23 protein-coding genes are annotated in these 25,172 nt (G+C 39.8%); 11 read left to right on the top strand and 12 right to left on the bottom strand.

What is annotated here, in order from left to right; all coding sequences use genetic code 11:
* Nucleotides 1–6: 6 nt before the first annotated feature.
* Both B3394_RS01275 and B3394_RS01270 read right to left on the bottom strand, forming a co-directional pair.
* Nucleotides 7–393 carry a DoxX family membrane protein gene (locus B3394_RS01275; RefSeq protein WP_177730968.1) on the bottom strand — a complete coding sequence of 129 codons (387 nt, stop codon included), beginning with the start codon at nucleotides 391–393 and terminating at the stop codon, nucleotides 7–9.
* A gap of 5 nt (nucleotides 394–398) precedes the next feature.
* A complete protein-coding gene (locus B3394_RS01270; protein ID WP_286912144.1) occupies nucleotides 399–1,547 on the bottom strand; it encodes an ATP-binding protein in 1,149 nt (382 codons plus the stop codon).
* Nucleotides 1,548–1,677: 130 nt separating this feature from the next.
* Between B3394_RS01270 and B3394_RS01265 the strand changes: the two genes are divergently transcribed.
* From B3394_RS01265 to B3394_RS01225, 9 genes are all read left to right on the top strand, one after another.
* Entirely contained in the window at nucleotides 1,678–2,733 is a 1,056-nt protein-coding gene (locus B3394_RS01265) for a sensor histidine kinase (protein WP_177730972.1), read from the top strand.
* Entirely contained in the window at nucleotides 2,730–3,428 is a 699-nt protein-coding gene (locus tag B3394_RS01260; protein WP_286912141.1) for a LytR/AlgR family response regulator transcription factor, read from the top strand. The genes B3394_RS01265 and B3394_RS01260 overlap by 4 nt, the downstream gene beginning before the upstream one ends.
* The gene (locus tag B3394_RS01255; protein ID WP_286912139.1) at nucleotides 3,425–4,108 is read left to right on the top strand and encodes a hypothetical protein; all 684 of its coding nucleotides are present in this window, start codon (nucleotides 3,425–3,427) and stop codon (nucleotides 4,106–4,108) included. The genes B3394_RS01260 and B3394_RS01255 overlap by 4 nt, the downstream gene beginning before the upstream one ends.
* Before the next feature lie 116 nt (nucleotides 4,109–4,224).
* Nucleotides 4,225–5,241, top strand: coding sequence for a T9SS type A sorting domain-containing protein (locus B3394_RS01250; protein ID WP_286912135.1), 1,017 nt, complete (start codon nucleotides 4,225–4,227; stop codon nucleotides 5,239–5,241).
* A 76-nt stretch (nucleotides 5,242–5,317) separates the two neighbouring features.
* Nucleotides 5,318–5,827, top strand: a complete 510-nt coding sequence (locus B3394_RS01245; RefSeq protein ID WP_286912126.1) for a hypothetical protein — start codon at nucleotides 5,318–5,320, stop codon at nucleotides 5,825–5,827.
* A 220-nt stretch (nucleotides 5,828–6,047) separates the two neighbouring features.
* Nucleotides 6,048–7,235: a phosphoglycerate kinase gene (locus B3394_RS01240; RefSeq protein WP_177730982.1), complete on the top strand. Its 1,188-nt coding sequence runs from the start codon at nucleotides 6,048–6,050 to the stop codon at nucleotides 7,233–7,235.
* A 119-nt stretch (nucleotides 7,236–7,354) separates the two neighbouring features.
* Nucleotides 7,355–9,208, top strand: a complete 1,854-nt coding sequence (locus B3394_RS01235) for a LysM peptidoglycan-binding domain-containing protein (RefSeq protein ID WP_286912122.1) — start codon at nucleotides 7,355–7,357, stop codon at nucleotides 9,206–9,208.
* Between the two features lie 36 nt (nucleotides 9,209–9,244).
* Nucleotides 9,245–10,213, top strand: coding sequence for a DUF4837 family protein (locus B3394_RS01230; RefSeq protein ID WP_273246595.1), 969 nt, complete (start codon nucleotides 9,245–9,247; stop codon nucleotides 10,211–10,213).
* A gap of 19 nt (nucleotides 10,214–10,232) precedes the next feature.
* Nucleotides 10,233–10,679 carry a GNAT family N-acetyltransferase gene (locus tag B3394_RS01225; RefSeq protein WP_286912113.1) on the top strand — a complete coding sequence of 149 codons (447 nt, stop codon included), beginning with the start codon at nucleotides 10,233–10,235 and terminating at the stop codon, nucleotides 10,677–10,679.
* Nucleotides 10,680–10,683: 4 nt separating this feature from the next.
* On the opposite strand, the gene B3394_RS01220 is transcribed toward B3394_RS01225, so the two are convergent.
* The 10 genes from B3394_RS01220 to B3394_RS01175 all read right to left on the bottom strand — a co-directional run bounded on the left by B3394_RS01220 (nucleotide 10,684) and on the right by B3394_RS01175 (nucleotide 22,930).
* The gene (locus B3394_RS01220) at nucleotides 10,684–11,502 is read right to left on the bottom strand and encodes an OmpA family protein (RefSeq protein WP_177730991.1); all 819 of its coding nucleotides are present in this window, start codon (nucleotides 11,500–11,502) and stop codon (nucleotides 10,684–10,686) included.
* Nucleotides 11,503–11,518: 16 nt separating this feature from the next.
* Complete coding sequence (locus tag B3394_RS01215; protein ID WP_177730993.1) at nucleotides 11,519–13,501, bottom strand: KUP/HAK/KT family potassium transporter; 1,983 nt, start codon at nucleotides 13,499–13,501, stop codon at nucleotides 11,519–11,521.
* Between the two features lie 66 nt (nucleotides 13,502–13,567).
* Nucleotides 13,568–15,208: a S41 family peptidase gene (locus B3394_RS01210; protein ID WP_177730995.1), complete on the bottom strand. Its 1,641-nt coding sequence runs from the start codon at nucleotides 15,206–15,208 to the stop codon at nucleotides 13,568–13,570.
* Nucleotides 15,209–15,211: 3 nt separating this feature from the next.
* The gene (locus B3394_RS01205) at nucleotides 15,212–16,033 is read right to left on the bottom strand and encodes a DUF4349 domain-containing protein (protein ID WP_286912110.1); all 822 of its coding nucleotides are present in this window, start codon (nucleotides 16,031–16,033) and stop codon (nucleotides 15,212–15,214) included.
* A 101-nt stretch (nucleotides 16,034–16,134) separates the two neighbouring features.
* Nucleotides 16,135–16,518 carry a ribonuclease P protein component gene (gene rnpA / locus B3394_RS01200; protein WP_273246597.1) on the bottom strand — a complete coding sequence of 128 codons (384 nt, stop codon included), beginning with the start codon at nucleotides 16,516–16,518 and terminating at the stop codon, nucleotides 16,135–16,137.
* A 75-nt stretch (nucleotides 16,519–16,593) separates the two neighbouring features.
* Nucleotides 16,594–17,631, bottom strand: a complete 1,038-nt coding sequence (locus B3394_RS01195; RefSeq protein ID WP_286912105.1) for a patatin-like phospholipase family protein — start codon at nucleotides 17,629–17,631, stop codon at nucleotides 16,594–16,596.
* Nucleotides 17,632–17,691: 60 nt separating this feature from the next.
* Nucleotides 17,692–18,168 carry a M15 family metallopeptidase gene (locus B3394_RS01190; RefSeq protein ID WP_177731003.1) on the bottom strand — a complete coding sequence of 159 codons (477 nt, stop codon included), beginning with the start codon at nucleotides 18,166–18,168 and terminating at the stop codon, nucleotides 17,692–17,694.
* 245 nt (nucleotides 18,169–18,413) lie between these two features.
* A complete protein-coding gene (locus B3394_RS01185) occupies nucleotides 18,414–20,303 on the bottom strand; it encodes a M1 family metallopeptidase (RefSeq protein WP_286912101.1) in 1,890 nt (629 codons plus the stop codon).
* Between the two features lie 84 nt (nucleotides 20,304–20,387).
* The gene (locus tag B3394_RS01180; RefSeq protein ID WP_286912089.1) at nucleotides 20,388–21,998 is read right to left on the bottom strand and encodes a S8 family peptidase; all 1,611 of its coding nucleotides are present in this window, start codon (nucleotides 21,996–21,998) and stop codon (nucleotides 20,388–20,390) included.
* Nucleotides 21,999–22,069: 71 nt separating this feature from the next.
* Entirely contained in the window at nucleotides 22,070–22,930 is an 861-nt protein-coding gene (locus tag B3394_RS01175) for an MBL fold metallo-hydrolase (RefSeq protein WP_286912088.1), read from the bottom strand.
* Between the two features lie 313 nt (nucleotides 22,931–23,243).
* Here B3394_RS01175 and B3394_RS01170 point away from each other — a divergent pair, with 313 nt between their 5' ends.
* Both B3394_RS01170 and sufB read left to right on the top strand, forming a co-directional pair.
* Nucleotides 23,244–23,573 (top strand): HesB/IscA family protein, encoded by a 330-nt coding sequence (locus B3394_RS01170; protein ID WP_177731011.1) that lies wholly within the window; start codon nucleotides 23,244–23,246, stop codon nucleotides 23,571–23,573.
* 89 nt (nucleotides 23,574–23,662) lie between these two features.
* Nucleotides 23,663–25,111, top strand: coding sequence for a Fe-S cluster assembly protein SufB (gene sufB, locus B3394_RS01165; protein WP_177731013.1), 1,449 nt, complete (start codon nucleotides 23,663–23,665; stop codon nucleotides 25,109–25,111).
* Nucleotides 25,112–25,172: the final 61 nt, after the last annotated feature.

Raw genomic sequence — 25,172 nt, 5'->3', positions numbered from 1 at the left:
ATATTTTTATAGCCAGTAAACCGCTAAAATAGCCGGAATAAAATAAATTACAATGGTACGGGCTCCGTCATAATCCTTGGCAATTCGCTGACCGAAAAGCAAAAACAATAACGTCACACAGGAAAAAGTAGCGCCATAATGACCAAAAGTAGTGCTGCCGTTCATAACCAGCTGTGCAATTCCGATCACACACAAAGCGCCGGCGATAACTTCTAAAACTAAAATCAGCAATAGCGATTGCGGTACCTGGTTTTTGATAAAGGTTTTCGAAAAATGCCCTTTCAGCCATTCTACATTTCCTTTCCAGTCCATGATTTTATCATATCCGGATTGTAAAAAAGTAATAGCCAGAAAAGCTAAAATTAAGATTCCAAAGATTTCGGTATTTGTCATGTTGTTTATTTTTTATGTATTAAACGGGTTAGTTTTATAGAAAGGTCGGTAAGGATAATCTTGGCATTTCCGTTGCGCTCAATGTGGTAAATAGCATCCGAAAGTTCCTTGAAAATATCGTGGATGTTATTGCCGTTAACAAAAGGGGCAAAATTTTCCAGTTTGAATTTTTCAACGGTCGGTTCGATGTACACCAGTTTTGGAGACTGATAGTTCAGCAATAAAGCCTGGCGGAACATTTCGATACAAAAATGCAGGAACTGTTTTTGTGCCTCACGGCCAATACCGGCAATTTCCTCACTCCAGGAAATCAAATCCTGAATGGCTGCAGCATTTCCCTTGGCACGAAAAGCCGCACGAACCCATTGTACAAACCAGACTTCAAAAGGAAAATCATCTTCATTTTTGTGCAATAACTGTAAGGCCTTGTTGTAATTACCCTGTGCCTGATGCGCCAGTTTGAAAGCCGATTTTTCTTCGATTTTTTCACGTGAAACAAGGGTTTCCGCAATAACAGTTTCCGGTAAACCGCTAAAATGCAATACCTGGCAACGGGATAAAATGGTTTGAAGAATATCGTCCTCATTTTCTGTGATTAGCAGGAAAACCGTTTTTTGCGGCGGTTCTTCCAGCAGTTTCAGCAATTTATTTGAAGTGGCGATATTCATTTTATCGGCCATCCAGATAATCATCACTTTATAACCGCCTTCGTAAGATTTTAGCGACAAAGATTTTACGATTTCCTGTGCTTCGTCAACACCAATCTGTCCCTGCTTGTTTTGTATGCCAATGGATTTATACCAGTCAAACAAACCGCCGTAAGGAGTAGTGGTCACAAATTCGCGCCAGTGCTTCATAAAATTGGCACTCACCGGGTGGCTTTTCACTTCATCATTTGATGAAACCGGAAAAACAAAATGCAGATCCGGATGTGAAAAATGAGCAAACTTTAAATTGCATGCCTCATTTCCCGAATGGTTTTCACCGTCAACATTGGAACACAGTATATATTGCGCATAGGCAATTGCCATGGGTAAAGTACCTGAACCTTCGGGTCCTACAAAAAGCTGCGCATGCGGAATCCTGCCCGAATCGGCACTTTTTGTCAAATGGCTTTTAATATGAACTTGTCCTAATATTTCTGAAAATAACATAGAGCAAATATAGAATAAAACCCCAACAGTAAAAACAGGGAAAGCAATCACCGCAAAAAAACAATATTTTACCGCAATAATTTTACAGGCTAAACCAATAAGCTTATTTTTGATAGGAAACTTTTAAAAAATGAAAAGAAAGATCTCATTTTATGGTTATCATCTCTGCATCTGCATTTCATTTTTAGTGCTGCCCTATCTTTTTTCATCCCAAAACAGCATCATTAAAATACCGGATATTTTTAATAACGGACATGACAGAACCTATTTTGTGATCTATCTCGGTTTGCTGATTTTCTTTTATGTAAACTATTATTTTTTTATCCCGAAACTGTATTTTGCCGATAAGAAAACGCTGTACTTCACGCTTCTTTTTTTCTTCCTGATTGTATTACTGCTGCTGTCGCATTTTTTTGACAAACCGGAAATGGATATTTTCAACCTGGAAAGAATGCCCAAACCGGAGCCGCCATTCAAAGGAGGACCGGGACCGGAATTTCATCCGATGCACAAGGATAAACCAAATCAGAATTTTAATACAATTTTGGTATATCTGACCGGAACCTTAATGAGCCTTTTTCTGGCAATCAACAGACGGCTTCAAACGGTTGAACGGGATAAAATGAAAGCCGAAATTTCCTTATTGAAAGCACAGATAAACCCGCATTTTCTTTTCAATACGCTAAACAGTATTTATGCACTGGCAATTCGTAAAGATGACCGCACGGCAGATTCGATTGTTCAGCTTTCGGAATTAATGCGCTACATTATCCGGGATGCCCATGACGATAAAATTGCCTTGGAAAAAGAGGTCAACTATATCAACAATTATATTTTATTGCAGCGTTCCCGTTTGGGAAACACGGTAACTATTGAATATGAATTAAACGGCAGCACGGCAGCGAAACAGATAGCACCACTGATCCTGATTTCATTTATTGAAAATGCCTTTAAACATGGCGTGAATCCGGATCAGCCATCGGAAATAAAAATAAAGATTTCAATTACCGATGAAAACATTATGCTGTTCGTCAGCAATAAAAAAGTTGATTCTGTCCAAAGCGAAAAAGGAATGGGATTGCAGAATACGACAGAACGGCTGGAATTGCATTATGCCGGAAAATACAATCTGGAGCTAACGGATACAGCAGCTAATTATACCATTGCACTAAATCTTGAACTATGATCAGAGCCATTGCCCTTGATGATGAACCGCCAGCCTTGGAAATTTTGCAAAGTTTCTGTAGTCAGACAAACGATATTGATTTACAGAAAACATTTACAAAATCGGAAGAAGCATTAAAGCATCTTAAAAAATATCCCACGGATTTATTATTCCTGGATATCAACATGCCGTCTATTTCAGGAATTGATTTCTTTAAAAAAATACCCCATAAAATAATGGTTGTTTTTACAACCGCATATTCCGAATTTGCCGTTGAAGGATTCACCCTCAATGCCACCGATTATCTTTTAAAGCCATTTTCGTTTTCCAGATTTCAACAGGCTGTGGAAAAAGCAAAAAATCAATTTGCTTCCGAAAATAAAAGTCAAAACACGGAACAGCAGTTTTTGTTTATAAGAGCCGATTACAGCCTGATAAAAATTCCCGTTTCGGATATTTTATTTATTGAAGGATTAGACGATTACCTGAAAATCCATATCCGGAACCAGAAAACAGTTGTGGCGCGGATGACGATGAAAAGCATATTGGAAAAATTATCTCCTGATGAATTTTTCAGAGTACATCGGTCGTATATCGTTCCGATAGGCAAGATTGATAAAGTGAAAGGTAAAATCATCCATATCGGCAATGAAGAAATACCTGTTAGTGCAACGTATGAAACTATTTTTTTTCAGGCATTAGAACATAAATCATGAGCAAGTTTTTACAGCAGCCTTCGCAAATTTACAAAGCCCCTTTCCGTGAGCATATCGAAAATAATATCCATCGCTGTCTGGCGACATTTAACTATCTTGAATATCAGGAAGACAGCCGCAAACCGTATAGAAATATTCAGCTGATTAACGATGAAACACTTGCGGCTCAGCAAAAGGTAGTGTATACCGCTCAGCAAAACCAGGATGTCCTGATTATCCCGCTGGTGGGTGCGCTCGATTGTAAAACAACGGCAGAACCGGTATTGGTAAATACCGAACAATGCTTTTTGTTTTCGGCAAATGCCGGGATGCCGTTTGAAATACAGAACCCATACGAAAAGGAGCTGATTAATTTTATTCAGATCCGGTTTGACAATACCGGATTATACCGGGAGCCGTTATTGAAAACATTTGATTTTACGGTAAAGAACCACTTATTTCCATTGGCAGTCACGGATAATTATGCTGTTTTTACCGGAATGTTTGCGGGCAGGGAAGAAGGAACCTATACTCCAAAGAATACCCAAAACGGAATATTTGCCTATGTTATTCACGGTGCTTTCGAATTTCAGAACCGGCTGATAGAAAGCAGGGACGGATTAGCGATTAGTGAAGCCGAAACCATTGAATTTGAAGCACTATCTGAAAATGCGATTTTATTGCTTTTTGAAACGAAATAAAAACGGTTTAAAAATCAATATTCTACAGTTTACCTCAAAATAAAAAGCGTTTACCTCATTTTTTTGGCAATAAAAGTTAGCAAATCTAAATTTGAGTAACTAAATAGCTAAAAAGGATGGAAAGAAAAGTATTTTTAAAGAACAGCCTGGGTTTTCTCGGAATGGTTGTGGCAGCTCCTTCACTTTTACGGGCAGCAGGATCCTGTCAGAGCGATATGGAAATTGAAAACACCGCTGCCTGTAGTGTTACAAATAGTGAAACGGCAGGACCTTTTCCTACTATTTCCCCGGCTTCATGGGTAAGAACCAATATTGTGGGCGACAGAACCGGAATCCCGTTTACGATCAATATTACCATTAAAAATACCAATGGCAATTGTAATGCACTCACCGGAGCAATTGTAGATATCTGGCATTGTGATAAAGATGGTAATTATTCTGAATACGGCGGAACCGGAATGCAGCCTGCCAATTATACCAGCAACCATTTTTTAAGAGGAAGACAAACTACGGATGCTAATGGATTAGTCAGTTTTACCTCCATTTTCCCGGGTTGGTATACCGGAAGGGCTACGCATGTTCACGTACATGTCTATAACGCTTCGGGAACCTCATTGTTAATTACTCAAATTGCATTTCCGGAAGGTACAAACAGTGCTGTTGTTCAGGTTAATGCTGCGACCAGCTACGGGTACACAAAAGGAATGACCGGTTATACTTACAATGCCGGCGACAATGTTTTTTCGGATGGCGTGAGTAATGAAATGTCGGTGATTACCGGAAGCATTGCAGAAGGCTTTGTACAGACACATACCATTTTTGTTGCCGGTCCAACCTTAGGCGTTGCAGATGCTGCCCAGAAAGAATTCCAATTGCAGCAAAACTTCCCGAACCCTTTTCAGACCACAACCAAGATACCATTGCTTTTAAATTCGTATTCTACCGTTAAAGTGGATATTATAGATTTAAGCGGCAGGCATATAGGAACCCCGATTAACGGAGAGTTTCCGGCAGGAACAAATTACCTGGAACTGAACAGGAATAATTTAAGCAGCGGATATTATATTTTTAGAGTTATTGTTGAAAATGATAATGGTGTATTCAGCGAAAGTAAAAAAATGCTGGTACATTAAACTACGTCTGTTTAAGCTGAAGAAGATACAAAAAGTATCTTCTTCTTTATTTTCAGGATATTAAAACAAATTCGGGATGAAATTTTCAAAAATAAGATTAGCCTATCGTATGGTTATTGACAATACATCCGGTATTGTCTGGCAGCAATATGTTTTTGAGGATACCTTTAGAGAATATTTGATGCAGCAGCAGGCATACAATTCCAAAGAAAATCCACAGTTTACCTTCAGGGATTTACTGTATCATAACGATAAGGCTGAAAAGCTGCATTTTTTAACCGGAATAGCAGCAGAACCCTATATCAGCCAGTTAAAAGGAAATATTTATAATGTTCCGGATGCCTTGGGCAACAACTATTTGCCATTTATCAATTACAAACTGGATATTATCAATACCGATATCCGGGATAGTACAAAACACAAAATCGGGATTACGTTCTATTCTCCGGTTGTAAGACTGATTGATCTGATCGACAGGCATTATCTGGTTTCGGTCAATACAGAAACCGATTCAGCATGGGAAACCCTCTCTTTTCCGTTTCAGGAAAATCTGGCTATTTGTTACTTCGAGAAAGCAGACTACTAAGAAATACAAGGTTTGCAGCATGTTTCAGCCATATCAAAACCATCCTTTTTTTACCGTGTAAAAAATCATTTTAGTAGTAAAAATGGCTTTTCTACCGATAGAAATAAATAATACGCAGTTTTGACCGGTTTATTTTTCATTAAAATTCAAAAAAGCACATAAAAAATAAAAATATTATATTTGTAGATTATAAATAAAACAATCAACAAAAAAATATCAAATGAAAACCCTGAACGACTTTAATTTTAAAGATAAAAAAGCTATTATACGTGTCGATTTTAATGTACCGCTTAATGAAAATTTTGAAGTAACCGATGCTACCCGTATTGAAGCGGCAAAACCAACTATCGATAAAATTTTAAGTGAGGGTGGAAGTGTTATTTTAATGTCTCACTTAGGACGTCCGAAAGGCGTTGAAGAGAAATATTCCCTGAAACATATCGTATCGAAAACCGCAGAAATTCTGGGAGTTCCGGTAACATTCGCCTCCGATTGTATTGGAGCTGTTGCTGAAAATGCGTCCCAAAATTTAAAACCGGGTGAAGTTTTACTTTTGGAAAACCTTCGTTTTTATGCTGAAGAAGAAAAAGGCGATGTTGATTTTGCAGAAAAATTAGCCGCATTAGGGGATATCTATGTAAATGATGCTTTTGGAACGGCACACAGAGCACATGCTTCCACAACCATTATTGCCCGTTTTTTCCCGGAAAACAAATGTTTCGGATTATTACTGGCAAAAGAAATTGAAAGCTTAAACAAAGTTTTAAATAATTCGGAAAAACCGGTAACCGCCGTTTTAGGAGGTTCTAAAGTTTCTTCGAAAATCACCGTTATTGAAAACATCCTTGACAAAATCGATCACATGATCATTGGCGGCGGAATGACTTTTACCTTTATCAAAGCCCTGGGCGGAAATATTGGTAATTCCATTTGTGAAGACGATAAAATGGCATTGGCATTGGAAATATTGGAAAAAGCCAAAGCAAAAAATGTTCAGATTCATTTACCGGTTGATGTTGTGGCTGCCGATGCTTTTTCGAACGAGGCAAACACTCAGATTGTTCCGGTAAACGAAATTCCGGACGGATGGCAGGGATTGGACGTAGGTCCGAAATCGCTGGAAGCGTTAAAAGATGTTATTAAAAATTCGAAAACCATTTTATGGAACGGTCCTTTGGGTGTGTTTGAGCTGGAAAAATTTGCAGAAGGAACCATCACTTTAGGGAATTTTATTGCAGAAGCGACTAAAAACGGTGCTTTTTCCCTTGTTGGAGGCGGTGATTCTGTTGCAGCGGTAAAACAGTTCGGATTAGAACCAAAAATGAGTTATGTTTCCACTGGTGGCGGGGCAATGCTGGAAATGTTAGAAGGAAAAACACTACCCGGAATTGCAGCTATTTTAGATTAATTTTCTTTTTTTAACAATATTTATAGAAAATATAAGTTATTAGCTATTATGTTTGCAATGCCTACATAAAGAATTGAGTTGTAATATGTTATAAGATAGAATGTATGAATAATAAAAAAATGTTATCTTTATTTCTCGGTCTTTTCAGCCTGGCTGCCTTAGCTCAGGAAACTGCCGAAAATGAAGTCCAAATCAAACCCGAGATTAAACTATCCTATCTGGATTCCCTGAAATCTACTTTCATCAAATATGAAACCAGTGCCTGCATTGATGAAATGTGGATGAAAGAATTAAGCAATCAGGAACTGTTTACCGATATGGAATCGGACATTGCTAAAGTGAATATTGATCAGGAAGTTTCTTATGATTTACCAACAGACCTACTGAAAGAACGATTGAAAAAACTGGATGAAAAATCCCCGTTTAATATCGAATACAATCCGGCTCTGGAAAATGTAATCAAATCATTCTTAAAGAACAGACCGAAAGCTTTCGAACGAATGATGGCTATTTCGGAGTATTACTTCCCGATGTTTGAAGAGCATCTGGCAAAATACAATATTCCGCTGGAAGTGAAATATCTGGCGATAGTGGAATCGGCTCTGAATCCAAAAGCAAAATCAAGAGTGGGCGCAACAGGATTATGGCAATTCATGTATGCTACCGGAAAACAATACAACCTTGAAGTGAATTCTTATGTGGATGAACGCAGCGATCCTTTGAAAGCTACTGAAGCGGCATGTCAGTACTTCTCAGCGATGTACGGCATTTTTGGTGACTGGGATCTGGTTTTAGCATCCTACAATACCGGACCGGGGAATGTTTCCAAAGCAATCCGCCGTTCGGGAGGATTAACAAACTACTGGAACATCCGTAAATACATGCACAAGGAAACACAGGGATATTTGCCGGCTTTCCTGGCAACCATGTATATTTATGAATATAAAAAAGAACATGGAATTGTGCCTAAAAAAGCACCATTGACCTATTTTGAAACCGATACGTTAATGGTTAAACAGAAAATGTCATTCAAACAGCTTTCCGACTTACTGGATATTCCGGTGGAGCAATTGCGTTTGCTAAACCCGATCTACAAACTGGATGTGGTTCCTTATTTTTCAGACAAACCGCATTATATCCGTTTGCCAAAACAAAAAGCGGGAATGTTTGCTTCCAATGAAGATAAGATTTATGCCTATTTGAAATTTGAAGAGGACAAACGCGAAAAACCATTTACTACAATTCGCAAAGAGGCACTTGCACAGCGAACAGCAAATGGAACAGGCAGGGATTCTGTAGCGATAGCCGATGTGGAAGATTTCCCGATGAAATCCGTTAAAAAAACGAAAACAAAATTCCATACCGTTAAGCGTGGTGACAATCTATCTGAAATATCGTCTAAATACAACGTGACGGTGGCAGAACTGAAAAAATGGAACAAGCTGAAAAAGAATAGCGTTAATGCCGGTCAGAAATTAAAAATACAGTATGAAACTACTGTGGCTGTTGCCGACAGAACAACTGCTAAAAAGAAAATAACAGAACCAAAAGTTGCAGAACCTAAAATCGTTGAGCCTAAAGTTATTGAGAGCGAAGGATTGTATGTGGTTCAAAAAGGAGATAACCTGACAGCAATTGCCGAAAGACATAAAATTACCATTGACCAGTTAAAAGACTGGAATAATATGGAATCGAATGAAATTCAGGCCGGACAGAAATTAACGGTGCAACAGCCGGTTGAAGAAGCGGTTGCCGTTGTGGAAAAAGAAGTTGCCAAAAAAGAAATCATCAGAAGAGATTCCAGCAAAGAACGCAACTATAACAAAGAAAGAATGTATATCGTTCAAAAAGGAGATTCGTTGTTTAGTATTGCAAAAAAACACCCGGGAATTACCGTTGCTGAAATTAAAAAATGGAATAATATAGAAACTGAAAATATTAAACCGGGTATGAAGCTTAAAATAAACGGCTAATACCTGCCCAAGACATAAGTGAAAAAAGGAATCTTTTTGACCATTATCTTATTATTGCTTTCTCTTGTTTCCTGTCAGCAAAAACAGGAACAAGGGGAAGCTTTTTTGCCTTCTTCAAAAGGCAACATCAACGACATTGCGATTGTTATTGACGATGTTTTATGGTCCGGAGAAGTGGGCGACAGCCTTCGTAAAAAACTGGCTTACCCTATTGACGGGCTGCCGCAGGAGGAACCCATCCTGACGATCAACCAGTATTCTCCCAAGATCTTTGAGGGTGTGGTAACCCAAAGCCGGAACATAATTGTGGTTTCCAAAGGCATTACCAAAGAATTCAAACATGTGGAAAACAAATATGCCAGGCCGCAGAATGTTTTTTACATCACCGGATATTCCATACACGAGATTCTGGATCTGATCGAATTGCATTCGGAAACAATTATCTCCATTATAAAATTTTCCGAAATCCAGGTTGTCCAGCAAAAAATGGGCAAAGCGCTGCTGAAAGATGATAAGCTGCGGGGCGTGTTTTTAATCAACATTAAAATACCGGATACGTACAAGTATGTTGCGGAAAAAGAAAATTTTTACTGGATCAAAAAAGATATTCCGTCCGGCAGTTCGAGCCTATTGGTCTATCAGGTGCCGATGGGACAGATAGAAAGAGGGAACGACATCGTTGGAAACATTGTCAAAGTAAGGGACTCCGTTGGAAACCTGTACATTCACGGAACGATGGAAAACTCCTCGATGATCACGGAAGAAGGCTATTCCCCTTATTTTTTTACAACAAAAGTAGACGGGAAGCTTACCTATGAAACGAAAGGTACCTGGGAACTCCAGAATAATTTTATGAACGGACCGTTTCTGAATTATGTCATCCGCGATGAAAAAAACAAACGATACCTGATTTTAGAAGGATTTACCTATAATCCGTCCAATGCCAAAAGAGACCTTATTTTTGAGCTGGAAGCGATTATCAAATCCGTTCACATATTAGAATAATTACTTTTATCAATAAACAATGAGTTTAGAATTCAAAATAAAGCGTTTTAACGAGCTTTCGCTTGTTGAGTTATATTCGGTATTGCAACTGCGCTCAGAGATCTTTGTAGTGGAGCAGGATTGCGTTTATCAGGACATTGACGGTAAAGACGACAAAGCCTTACACGTATTGGGAACTTTTAACGGTGAATTGGTGGCTTATTGCCGGTTGTTTCAGCCGGGCGATTATTTTGCAGATGCTTCTATCGGAAGAGTAGTGGTTAAAGCAACCTATCGCGATAAAAAATGGGGACACAACCTGATCCGGGAAGCCATTAACGGAATTGCAGCCCGTTATAATGCTGCAGTCATAACCATTTCGGCACAGCTTTACCTGAAAAAGTTTTATGAATCCCACGGATTTGTAAAAGTATCGGAAGAATACCTGGAAGATAATATTCCGCATATCGAAATGCGGAAAGCATAAACCGTTACACTTTTGTGATAACCAGTTCCACGCGGCGGTCCTGATCGGGGCCGTTGCCCAATGGCTGTGTGTTGCCGTAACCTTTGAAGGTCATTCGTTTTTTATCGATCTTTTTCTGGATTAAAAACTTATATACGGCCTGCGCACGGTTATGGGATAACATCCTTTTTTTAGTATCCTTGTCTATCGCTTCTTTTTGAAAAGTAGGCGTACAGCAGATATGCCCCTGTATTTCAAACTCTAAGTTTTTGTATTTGTGCAGTAGTTTGGCAATCCTTTCCAGTTCGTTTTTTGACTTTAAGGTCAGGCGGCTGCTGCCTTTATCGAAAAGGATTTTTTCAAGATAGATCCTGTCGCCAATTACCAGGTCGCTTTTAATGGTGGAATGAATACCCGGAATCGGTTTTAACGGAACCGGTTTGAAGTTCATCACAACATCCACGCGGCGGTTTTTCTGGCGTACTTCCGGAAGATTGTCAATAATATCATCATCGATAAGCACGCGCCCTTTTCCTTCAATGGTTACAATGATCTTGTTTTTGATACCCTTTTCAATCAGCTTGTTTTTGATCGTATTGGCACGATTGTTCGAAAGCTTATAGTTATAGGCATCTTTGCCGCGATCGTCGCAATAACCGTAAATCTGGATGCTTTCCACGCGGGTAGTATCGATGGCCTTGACGAAAGCCACCACATCGTTAGCCTGTTTTTCTTCTAAATTAAATTTGTCGAATTCAAAATATACAGAATGAACAACTTCTTCCTGGGCGCTGATGAACTGCGTAATAAACAATAAAAGAAAAACAAACTTCGATAGTTTCATAATGGCTAAGATTGGGTTACTTCCTTTCTTTAATTCTGGTTAAGCTTAAATCTTCCGGCGGGTGAATCACAATCGGATATTGTTCGATTTTCACCGAGCTGCTGTCCAAACCGAAAGCCTGCTCTTCTGAAAGACTTATTTTTTTCAGGAAGAAATAAATATCCAGGATAATTCTTTGGTACCAAGGGAAATCGTTGTCATACGATACAAATTTCTCAATTAATACAAATTTAAAATCACCCAGTACATTGTTTCTGTTTAAGGATTCATAACGGCTGGTAATATCAACCTCTCCGTTTTTCACCATATCCTGAACTACTTTTTTGAATAATAAATTAATACGCGGTGCCACACGGAAACCTAAGTAAAAGTCCACACGGATAATGTCGTCTTTTACAATTTCGCGAACACGGTATTCCATTTCATACGGTTCATCCACAACATTCACGTGAATCAGCCAGTAGATGTCGGCTCTTTTCGGACGCTTCTGTAAAATGGAATAGATAATTTTCGATTCGATTTCGTCACCATGGCTGGCATTGGTCATGTACACCAGGTGCGTTGCATATTTCGGAATGGAAAGGTCATTGCTCAATTCTGAAATGACATTTTTGAATTTCCCGATTTTGACAAATTCGGTATAATCTTTTCGGATTTTTTTAGCGGTAAACCACGTAATCATGATGAAGGCCAGTAGTCCGGCAATAAATACGGATACATAACCGCCATGCGGGAATTTCTCAATATTGGCCAGGAAGAAAGAAATCTCTATGGTCAGATAAACAGAAACAACCAGAACGATAAATATTGGATTATAACGTTTTAGGACCATAAAGAATCCCAGCAGGATCGTGGTCATGATCATACACATTACGATCGCCAAACCGTAGGCCGCTTCCATATTTCCGGATTCTTTGAAGTGTACTACAATGAACACACAGCCAATGAATAACAGCCAGTTAATGGAAGGAATGTATAATTGTCCTTTTAATTCGGTTGGATATTTGATGCGCACTTTTGGCCATAAGTTCAGACGCATTGCCTCACTGATTAAAGTGAACGATCCGCTGATTAACGCCTGGGAAGCAATAACGGCCGCCATTGTAGCAATCGCAATTCCGAATGGTAAAAACCAGTCCGGCATTACCAGATAGAAAGGATTTCCGGGATTGTTCGCGTTTCCGCTCAACTCGATTAACGTACTTCCGGTATGCGAAATCAGGTAGGCACCTTGTCCGAAATAGTTGATAACCAGCATACTTTTTACAAAGATCCAGCTGATACGGATGTTTTTAATTCCGCAATGTCCCAAATCACTGTATAAGGCTTCGGCTCCGGTGGTACAAAGGAAAACATAGCCTAAAACATAAAATCCTTCGTGGTGTATTTTTAATAAATGAAAGGCATAATAAGGGTTAAGTGCTTTTAAAACAGCTACATTGCCCATTAGGTGAATGATACCCAGCGTTCCCAGCATTCCAAACCAAAGCAGCATTAACGGGCCGAAAAATTTTCCAACCAGCTTGGTTCCGAATCGCTGAATAAAGAATAACGCAAATAAAATTCCAATTACAATCGGAATGGTATTCAGTTCCGGATTGTAGGTTCTTAATCCTTCAATGGCAGAAGAAACCGAGATGGGCGGGGTAATAATACCATCAGCCAGCAGGGCACTTCCTCCGAGGATAGCCGGCACAATGAGCCAGCGTTTTTTTAGTTTTTTAACAAGGGTGTATAAGGAAAAGATTCCTCCTTCCCCTTTATTATCAGCACGTAATGTCAGGATTACGTATTTGAAAGTTGTCTGAATTGTCAGGGTCCAGAAAATACAAGAAATAGCACCAAGTACAACATCAGGATTTATTGCTTGTTTGCCAACGATGGCTTTCATTACATATAACGGAGAAGTTCCGATATCTCCGTAAATGATTCCTAATGTTACAATTAAACCACCTAAAGTGACTTTGTTAAGGTGGTTACTGCTATGGGTAGAACTCACGATGTGAAATATTTAAAATCACAAAATTATCATAAAAAACGAAAGTCATGCATAATTCTTTGAAAATTAATTTTTAAGAATTTTGTTGTACTCGGCCGTATTATTCAATATTGCCTGTGCTTTAGTAATTTCGGCATTACTTTTCGTGTAATATTGGTACAATCCTTCCTTGTATTGATAACGTTTTATGATTTCATCGGTGATGAGTTTTTTGATTTCCGTTTTGTTTTTTTCCAGTTCTTTTTCATCACTTCGCTGCAAAGCGGCTAAAAGCTGCTGGTATTCTGCAGTGATCGTTTCGTCTATTTTCTCTTTTTTGGCTGTTGCCAGTGTGTTTTTAAGCGCCAGTTCCGTTTCGGTATCAAATTCGAATTTCTCTTTTTTAAGAAAGGCTTTAAAATCGGCAAAATCGGTATCCGAAAAATTAGGAATGCTGGTACCCAGATTCGGATTTTTATAGTAGTACTGCGTTACATAATTAAAAATACCGTCGTTTTTCAGTAAAGCATCAGCAATGGTACTTTGTTTGGTTTCGGCTAATTCCACATCGGGCTGAATACCGCCGCCGTCATAAACCGTTCTTCCTTTTTTGGTTTTAAATGCATTGTACTGGCTGGCATCGGTGCGGATTGCTTTTCCGTTTTTGTCTTTTTTGGAATAGTCCAAAGCCTGGATGCATCTTCCGGATGGGGTGTAATATCTTGAAATAGTCACTTTTACCTGAGTGCCATAGGTCAGATCCAACGGACGTTGCACCAAACCTTTACCAAAACTGCGGGCACCTACCACTACGGCACGGTCTAAATCCTGTAAGGCACCGGCAACAATTTCGGAAGCCGATGCACTGCGGCCGTCTACTAAAACAACCAGTGGAATTTCCAGATCAACAGGCGGTTTCTGGGTTTTATAGCTGTTATTGTGTTTTTCAATTTTCGATTTCGTCGTTACAATAATCTCATTCTGAGGAACAAAAAGATTACAGATGTTTACCGCTTCGTGCAGTAGTCCGCCCGGATTACCGCGCAGATCCAGAACTATTTTTTTAGCACCCTGGCTTTTTAATTTTTCCAGTGCCTCTTTTGTTTCGGCCGAAGCTTTCGAATTGAATTGCGACAGCACGATATAACCGGTAGTATTATCGCTTAAAAGCGCATAAAACGGAACGGCTTTCAGTTCCACTTCATCCAAAACCAGCTGGGTGTTCATCAGTTTTCCCTGACGTTTGTACTGGATGTCGATTTTGGTGTTTTTGGTACCTTTCAATAATTGTGCGGCATCGTCTTTAAAATCAACCAGATTTACATCGCCAATCTGAACAATTTCGTCACCGGCTTTTAAACCTGCTTTGTCTGCCGGAAAATTTTTATACGGTTCGCGGATAATCAAACGGCCGTCCTTACGGCTGATGTAGGCGCCGATTCCGGTATATTCACCGGTCGAATTGATTTTGAATTTGGCAACGTCCTGTTCGTTAAAATAAACGGTATACGGATCCAGATCCAGTAGCATGTTCTTGATGGCTTTGTCCATCAGTTCTCCCGGATTGGTTTCATCAACATAGTTTTGGTTGACTGTTTTAAACAGGGTTGTGAAAATTTCTATCTGCTTGGCAATTTCGAAGAAATCATCCCGGAAACTGGCACCAACAAATAAAAAACCTCCTGCCACTACAGGAATAATATATTTTTTCTTTAACAGACTTAGCATTTTTTAAACTGATTTTTTCTTAAACCTTCTGCGAATGAAAACAAAAAGCAACACGAAAATAATGATAAATGGCCATACTTGCAGTAATCCCAGAAAGAAAGTTGAAATTCCAAAAAAGCCTTCCTTAAAAGAATTCCACATTTTACTGCCGTAAGATACCGTCGCACCGCTTTCGGAAGCATTGTTCGTGTACATTTCAATCGTTACCGTGCTCATTGCTACCCGGCTTTGCAGGTATTTTAGCTGCCCTTCTTTTGCCTCGATTTCCTCACGAACGGTTGCCAGCCCTTTTTCAATTTCAATTATTTCGGAAACCTTGGTGGCTTTGTTCAGCAATTCGAGATAGCGTTTTTCTAATGTTTTCTTGGTATTGATGCGGGATTCCACATCAATATATTCTTCGGTAACATCGTCTGATGAAATCTCTTTCCGGTCAAAATGGGAAACACCCTGACCGATGTCGGTTATAAAAGCATCAAAAGCAGTATTCGGAATGCGGACGATGAGGTTGCGGTACACCGAACCGTAATCTTTTCCAGACACATCGTTTTGAATGGTGGCTTTGTATTTTACAATGGCTTTCTGAACATCGGAAAAAGACTGGTTGAGGTCGGAAGTCTCAAACCGAAGGTTGGCATTTTTGATAATTTTGGCTTCGATTTTAGCTTCTTCACCGGCACCGCCCGACTCGTTCTGCAGGGATGGTGCCATAGCAGCGGCAACAGGCGCTGCATCATATTCGGTCGCAGCAATTTGTTCTGAACGCTGTTTTTGACAGCCAATGGTAATTAGTAATAACGACAGGGCAACGATAATTCTTTTCATAAGCAATTGCTATTATTTGATATACAACGTAAAAGAGTATTTAAAAGTACACTTTTTGACGGAATATTAAGCCAATAACACGATTGCTAAAACAATAAAGATTATTGATCTGCTGGGTTGATCGTTGCAATGAACTTTTCGAAAAGCAGTATGGTTTTTTCGTTGATTTCCTGGTAAGTCAGGCGTTCTTTGGTTTGATACAGGAACATAAAAGCATAGGGTTTGTCTGTGTTTTCCAGCAACAGCTGTTTGTTGAGACGGTACGTTTCCCGCAAAACCCTTTTAAAATAATTACGGTCCACCGCTTTTTTGAAATAGCGTTTGGAAACGGAAACACCCATTTTGATTTTTGCTTCCTGTTCTGATTCCAGTGGGGTATAGACTAAGCGCAGCGGATATTTCGATACGGATTTCCCTTCAGAGAATAAAATATCGATGGTGTTTCTGCTTTTTAGTTTTTCCGATTTCGGATAGGTGTTTTTCATGTACGTAATTAAGCGGCAAAGTTACGAAGGGAATCACAGAAATAAAAAGCCTTTCTTCAAAAGAAAGGCCGGAACTTATTTATTCTTAATTAGTTTTTTGGCAATTTCATGCAGTGCGTCCCGGTTTTGGTCCACAAAAAACAAACCTGCCTGGATGAGTTCGTAGATGTTTTTCTTGGAAGTATCGTCCATTTCGGATGAAGCATTTTTGAGTTGCGGCATTAAACGGTAATAGTTTTTCCGATTTCTGGGACCCAGGGTTTCATACATTTTTGTCAGGTGATAATCCACCGTTTCCACGTTGGCAGACAACAGCATATCGATTAAAGGAGCGATCCATTTTATCTTTCCGGCATTTTCAAACTTTTCAAACGTATAAGGTTTGTGCACTTCGCCGGTTCCTACCGAAACAATGATCATATCGTTTATAGCGGGATAATCCGGTTTTTTGTCATCGGACAAAACTTTTGAAAAAGCGATCTTGCGCGCTTCCGCATAAGCACAAAGTGCCGGATTGTTTGCATATACGCCGCCATCGATCAGTACAAACTCCTGGCCGTACAGGGATTTTATTTTTGCCGGCTCGAAATAGGTGGGTGCGGCACTGGTGGCCCGGCAAACATCTTTTACATAAAAATTTTCCAGACTGGAATGCGCTTCATGGCTGGCAAAGAATTTGGCTTTGCGCTGACCGATGTCGTATGAAGTGATCAGGCAGGGCTTGATAAAATCTTTTATTTCCAGGTTACCGAAGACTTCTTCCAGCTGTTTTTCGAGATTTTTCTGCGAGATTTTTTCATTAAACAAACCAAAAGGATTGATCGCGTGTTCCCAGAGGGAAACATTGAAAATGCTTTCTCCTTTTTTAGCATACAGATCCAGAGCGGCTTCCACCGAAAATTTTGCCTTTTTGTTTTTATCCGGAAAGAGCAGGATAGAAGTCAGCAATCCACCGGTGCTGCTTCCGGCAATAAGGTCAAAGTAATCACCCAGCCTGGCTGTGGGGTTGTCGAGCTTCTGTAATTCTTCTTCGATATATTTTAAGATGACACAGGTGATGATTCCCCGGATTCCTCCTCCGTCCAGACTTAATATTCTTATCTTTTTAGACATGGCTTTTACGCTGTTAAGTTTCCTCCAAATAGTGGGGATTTATGTGTAGCTAAAGTATTATTAAAGGACAACATATCCGCTTTTATCCTGTTTCAATTTTGATAATTTTTTCCAATCATTATAACCGCGTTTATCAAAATGCGGCAGGTCTTTGAATTTTTTCCAGTTACCGCCCCATTCCCAACCGTGTTTGGCAAAAATGCGGACACATTCGTACCAGTCGGAAATGGTATCGTTGTCCCAGTCTTTTACTGTATCCCAGGAAGCGGTTTTGCCGTCAATGATTAAACAAATATCTACTGCAAAGCCATAATTGTGAATGGACTGGCCGCCTTTGGCATTGGTGACTTTTTTTCCGGGAACGGTTCGCCCGATGGCGTATAGATCGTTTTGTTCCTTTACCGTGCGCAATCCCTGTGTGATCCTGATTTTTGCCCTGCCGGTGAGTTGCTTGTCACATTCCTGTATGATTTTCGTCATTTCCTCCCTGACAAAAGGGTGTAGTTTTTCAATGCGCTGTTGGGTAGCTTTGTCCATGGTTTTTTGGTTTTAGTCTTTTTGGTGGTATAAAATTAAAAGAAAAAAGCGAACACAAACCGGAAGTGGCCGGTTTTGTCCGTCGGCACGGCGCTATCAGGATAAACAAGTTGTAACGTCTAAATAAAGGCGTTTGCGCTTGTAAAAGCCGGTGTCCGGATCAATTCCGGGTATTAACAATAAAAGCGGCTCTAAGGCCGCTTTTATTGTTATTAAGGCTTCCATAGCGGAAGCTTTGGTATTGGTTATGGTTTTGCCGGATAAACATTGTTTTCTTTTTTCACATCGGCCATTAAATCACTCGGATCAATAACAATCGCTTTGATTGCCGATTTCTCTTTTTTGATCGGTAATTCGTAGGTTGTAAATGCCCAATCCCATCCGTTAAGAATTGTTCTGTTAATGTCCGGGAACGGGTTTTCTTTATTCCAGCGCATTAAGGTGTTCGGGATATAGAAACTTTCTTTGGTTCCGTCCTGGTAAACCACAAGAATATCCAATGGCATTGGCATTCTTCCGATTCTTTCCAAAGTTACTTTGGTGTTTTTACCATCTTCCGTTACGGCTTTGATACCGTAATCAATGGTATTGGTTGTTTTGGTCCAGTCGTTTAAATACCAGTCCAGTGATGCACCGGAAACTTTTTCGGCAGTACGCTTGAAATCGTTAGGCGTAGGGTGTGTAAATTTAAAATCGGAATAGTAACGTTTTAAAGTTTCCATCATTTTGTCCATTCCAATCACATATCCCAACTGTGTCAGGAATACTTCTCCTTTGCTGTAAGCCGAGATACTGTAGACCATGTTTTCATCGAAACGGTCGGCATGTGTAGACTGCGGTTGTTCCCTGCCGGTATTTACCATATAGAAATAGTTATTATAGGCAGACTGGAACGGGTTTTCGTCTTCCTGTAATTTTTTCTCCATTACGTTAATCATGGCCAGGTCGGAAATAAAGGAAGTAAATCCTTCGTCCATCCAGAAATGTTTGCTTTCATTGGTTGCCAAAACGTGCTGGAACCAGGAATGCGCCATTTCGTGAGCGGTTACACCAATTAAACTCGGAAGACTTCTGTCGCCGGTAATCAAGGTACACATGGCATATTCCATTCCGCCATCGCCACCCTGGATCACCGAGTATTGTTTGTACGGATACTGGCCTACGGATTTGTTGAAGAATTCCATTAAAGCAGCTGTTTTTGGCTGGAACTCTTTCCATTTGTCTTTGTATTTCGGGTTGTTTTTGTAGAAAAAGTGTAATGCTACATTGTTTGGTCCCGGATAGATGTCGTGGATAAAATCCTTGTCGGCGCCCCAGGCAAAGTCATGAACCATTGGCGCTTTAAAATGCCAGGTTAATGTTTTGGCTTTTTTAGGGTAAGTAACAGTCACGCCTTTATCCTCATAACCGTGTCCGATTTCATTTTTATTTTGCAGGTAACCGGTCGAGCCAATTACATAATCTTTATCCAGTGTGATCTTTACGTCGAAATCACCCCAAACTCCGTGAAATTCACGTCCGATATACGGATCGGCATGCCATCCTTCGAAATCGAATTCGGCAATTTTCGGATACCATTGGGTCATGGAAAGTGCGACACCTTCGTCTGAATTTCTTCCGGAACGACGAATCTGCAACGGCACCTGTCCGTCGAAATCCAAAGTAAATGTTGTGGATTTACCCGGTAATAATGCTTTGGCAAGATCAACTTCCAGTACAGTTCCTACCACACGGTTGTTTGCCGCAACACCATCCTGTTTGAAGTTCGTTATTTTCAGGTAACCGATTTCATTTGGTTTTAATGTGCTTATTCTACTTTCTTTTACCGTTTTATCTCCGGTTTTGAAGCTTTTTACCATTCTTTTATCCGGATCGGAAATGGTTTTCAATCGCGCATCCATTTCGCTTCCCGGCTGGAAAGCATTGAAATATAAATGGTAAAATACCTTGCGTAAGGTATCGGGAGAATTGTTTGTGTAAACCAGGGTTTGCGTTCCTTTATACTGGAAATTTTTCACATCCATGTTTACCTCCATTTTATAGTCAACATGCTGTTGCCAGTATCCCGGATTTGGATTGTGCTGAGCAAACAAACTACCGATGCTCAGTAAAGAAAGTAGGAATAACTTTTTCATTTTTGTAGTAATTGAATTTAGGCCGGAAGCGGCCTTATGTAATAGTAAAATGGAAGGGAAAGCCCCTTCCATTTTATTCTTTTCTTATTTTTTTGAAGCTACTTTTTCAGCCATGATCAATGCATTGTATGCATTAACCATTTTTCCTGATTTGGAAATTTCGCTGAACATACGCTTGTTGTCAGGATCACCACCTAAAATAACTTCCTGTTTCACTGCAATTCCGGAGTCCATGATAATTTGTTTTACCTGGGCAGCCGTTAAGCCTGGATAGTAAGAACGGATTAAAGCAGCTACTCCGGCAACATTTGGCGAAGCCATTGAGGTTCCCTGTAAGTACTCATAACTTTGGTTTGGCGTAGTGGCATAGATCTTTTCACCCGGAGCAAAAACATCTACATCCGATTTTCCGTAGTTGGAGAAATCAGCTACCAGTTGCGGTCCGTAAACATAGTTTAAGGCACCAACCGTTAAAAAGTTGTCTGCAATTTCCGGCCCCATCTTGATGTTGTCATTCGGGAAACGGTCCACACCGCCGTCTGCATTCAGATCCAATCCTTCATTTCCGGCAGCAACAACGATCAATACGTCTTTTGAAGCGGCATATTTGATAGCATCATAAACCCATTCCGGATGTTGTGAAAAATATTTACCGAAACTTCCGTTGATTACTTTCGCACCGTTATCTACAGCATAACGGATACCTAAAGCGATATCTTTATCATATTCGTCTCCGTCCGGCACGGCACGAACAGCCAGGATTTCAACATTGTTACTCGCTACACCGTCGCCGCCCATTCCGTTAGCTCTGGTTTGTGCAATGATACCCGCAACGTGAGTTCCGTGTTTGGCACCGCTTTTTACAGGACCGATAACATTGTTGTCTCCGTATTTTTTATCGTTAATATCGTTTGGATTGTCACCAACTAATTTTCTACCGTCGAATTGTAAATTCATGTGGTAGTTTACCTGGCTGTAAACCTGATCTTTAAACTCGTCAATTTTGGTCAGATCGTTACCGGTTTGCGGCAATACCTGCGACATTACCATTTTCGCCTGGCTTAAAGCCGGTTCTGAAGTCTGGATTTTCTGAATATCTTCAAGCGTATAGGTATCTTTCTTTAAATGCTTTTTAATAGTGTTGCTGGCATTTAAGATAAAATCAAGCTGTTGTTTCGCCTGCATTACCTCACTGGATTCTTTTTCGTATTCTGCTTTTGCTTTTTTATAGGTTTCAGAACCGTCGTCTCCTTTTTTAAGGATACGGATATATTCCATGTTTTCATGTTCTGCTTTTCCTAAAAAGTTCCAGCCGTGGATGTCATCAATATAACCGTTTTTGTCGTCATCGATTCCGTTTCCGGCAACCTCTTTCGGATTTGTCCAGATAACCGGTTTTAGATCTTCATGGTCAATATCGACACCGGAGTCTACAACACCAACGATAACTTTTTTGCTTTTTTTGCCTTTTAATAATTCTGCATAAGCTCTGTCAACACTCATTCCGGGAACGGTATCTTTGATTAAGTCAAGATGGCTCCAGCGTTTCAAATCTTTTTCAGCCAGTTTTCCAACTTTTACAGGCATGTTGTCTGATGCCGTTAAAGGAGTATATACTGCTGTTTTCTGAGTTCCGCAACTCGCTAGGGCTAAGGCAAGTGCAGCAGATAAATAAAGGGGTTTTATTAATTTCATATACTTTTTGTTTTTCTAATTTTATAGGTCGAATGTATTTGTTTTTGTTACAATTTTTTTTGAGATTAACACTACTTTAGTATTTCATCACATTGAAAAACGTCTTTAAGACGCACTCCTTTATCGGTGCGCTCAACGGTTATAATCTGATTGTGCGCATCGTGTTCCAAAAATAAAAAGTAATTTTTGTCGGCAGCATTGTTCATGAATTTTGTTTTTTCATCAAGCGTCAGCAGCGGTCTTGTGTCGTATCCCATTACATACGGAATCGGGATATGCCCGGCTGTCGCTAATAAATCGGCACAAAAAACAAGTGTTTTATCCTGGTATTGAATATGCGGGATCATTTGTTTTTCGGTATGGCCGTCTGCAAATAAAATTCCGAATCCCAGTTCTGACTGTTCAAGGAAATCGCCTTCCGGACGATTGATGAATTTTAATTGTCCGCTTTCCTGGATTGGCAGGATGTTTTCACTTAAAAACGAGGCTTTCTCTCTGGCATTTGGTTGGGTTGCCCATTCCCAGTGGTTTTCGTTTGTCCAGTAGGTAGCATTTTTAAAAGCCACTTCATAGCCGGTGCGGTCTTTGTTCCAGACTACGCTGCCGCCGCAATGGTCAAAATGCAGGTGGGTCATGAACACATCGGTAATGTCATCACGGTGAAAACCGTATTGTGCCAGGGATTTGTCGATAGAGTGTGTTCCCCAAAGCGAATAGTAACCAAAGAATTTATCGGATTGTTTATTTCCCATTCCGGTGTCGATCAAAATCAGCCGGTTGCCGTCTTCAATAAGCAGGCACCGGGCTGCGATATCGATTAAATTATTCTCGTCGGCCGGATTTGTTTTGTTCCAGATGGTCTTGGGAACCACGCCAAACATAGCGCCGCCATCCAGTTTAAAGTTGCCGCTTTCTATGGGATATAGTTTCATTACAAAAAATTTAATTGGAATGTAAAGATACTTTTTAAAGATAAAATAGAAAAAAATAAATGCGCAATGCAAAAAGACAATGCATGCTGCCCGGAATTACAGTAACGGTATTTGCCGGAATGATGACGCAAAGACGGGTTTTCCGAAATGAAAATCGCGCAAGATAATCGTTGGAAATCATTACAGAGCTGACAATTATCATAGAATAACGTTTTTCTATCAAGCTATTAGTTATAAAAATGTTAGGTAGTATGGCAAACCGCAATATTTGTAATATCTTTGCATCAATTTAGAAATAATCTGTTTAAACGTTATGATAAAAGTATCTGAGACAGCAAAAAAAAGAATCGTTAACTTAATGGAAGATGACGGTTTTAACGCTACTACTGATTATGTTCGTGTGGGTGTAAAAAGCGGTGGATGTTCAGGCTTATCGTATGACTTAAAGTTTGATAAGAGCCTGGGAGATGACGATAAAGTATTTGAAGACAACAATATAAAAATTGCCGTAGATAAAAAAAGCTTTTTGTATTTAGTAGGCACTACTTTAGAATATTCCGGAGGGCTGAATGGAAAAGGATTTGTATTTAACAATCCGAATGCCAACAGAACTTGCGGTTGTGGTGAAAGTTTTTCACTTTAAAAAGGTAAGTCATTACGCTCCATACCATGATTTCAGAGTGGTTTAATTCTGAAATCACGGTAAGAGCAATCGACAATAAGACAAAAGAAATGAGTAAGTATACTGAAGAAGAATTAAAAAAAGAACTGGAAACCAAAGAGTATGAATATGGTTTCTATACCGATATTGAATCGGAAACGTTTCCTGTTGGATTGAATGAAGACATTGTCCGGGCCATTTCAAAAAAGAAAAATGAGCCGGAATGGATGACAGAATGGCGATTGGAAGCTTTTCGTGCCTGGGAACAGATGATTGAACCGGAATGGGCAAATGTTCATTATGAAAAACCTGATTTTCAGGCGATCTCTTATTATTCTGCCCCGAAGAAAAAAGACAAATACGAAAGTTTGGATGAGGTAGATCCGGAATTACTGGAAACCTTTAAAAAACTGGGAATCTCTATAGACGAGCAAAAAAAATTAGCAGGAGTAGCAGTCGATATTGTAATGGACTCTGTTTCTGTAGCCACTACCTTTAAAAAGACACTGGCCGAAAAAGGCATTATTTTCTGCTCTATTTCGGAAGCCATTCAGGAACATCCGGAACTGGTTCGTCAGTATATCGGAAGTGTTGTTCCTCAAAAGGATAACTTTTATGCCGCATTGAACTCGGCAGTATTCTCGGATGGTTCTTTCTGTTATATTCCGAAAGGCGTTCGCTGCCCGATGGAATTATCTACTTATTTCCGTATCAACCAGGCAGGAACAGGTCAGTTTGAAAGAACACTTGTTGTTGCAGACGAAGGCAGTTATGTGAGCTACCTGGAAGGATGTACAGCACCTTCCCGTGATGAAAACCAGCTGCATGCCGCTGTTGTTGAGCTTATTGCTTTAGACAATGCCGAAATTAAATATTCTACCGTTCAAAACTGGTTCCCCGGAAACAAAGAAGGAAAAGGTGGTGTTTACAACTTTGTAACCAAAAGAGGTTTGTGTGAGAAAAATGCAAAAATCTCCTGGACACAGGTTGAAACCGGATCGGCAGTTACCTGGAAATATCCTTCCTGTATTTTAAAAGGAGATAATTCGGTAGGTGAGTTTTACTCTATTGCCGTAACCAATAACTTCCAGCAGGCAGATACCGGAACCAAAATGATTCACTTAGGAAACAATACGAAGAGTACCATTATTTCCAAAGGAATTTCTGCAGGAAGATCCCAAAACAGCTACCGTGGATTGGTTCAGGTGAGTTCCCGCGCGGAAAATGCCCGTAACTTCTCCCAGTGTGATTCGTTGCTGATGGGTAACAATTGCGGGGCGCATACATTCCCGTATATCGAATCCAAAAACAGTTCGGCAAAAATCGAGCACGAAGCAACCACCAGTAAAATTGGTGAAGACCAGGTGTTTTACTGTAACCAGAGAGGTATTCCAACGGAAAAAGCCATTGCATTGATTGTAAACGGATTCAGTAAAGAAGTTTTAAACAAACTTCCGATGGAATTTGCTGTGGAAGCTCAGAAATTATTAGAAATATCATTGGAAGGATCGGTTGGTTAAGCTGCGGAAACCCTTCAAAAACATATATCAGAAATAAAGGAACGTCAACAACGTTGCTACA

Origin of the sequence: Flavobacterium sp. UBA4197, assembly GCF_002379575.1 — a bacterium.
GTDB classification, from domain to species: domain Bacteria; phylum Bacteroidota; class Bacteroidia; order Flavobacteriales; family Flavobacteriaceae; genus Flavobacterium; species Flavobacterium inviolabile.
Note: the sequence above shows the minus strand (reverse complement) of the source record. Positions and strands in the feature narration are given on the sequence as shown.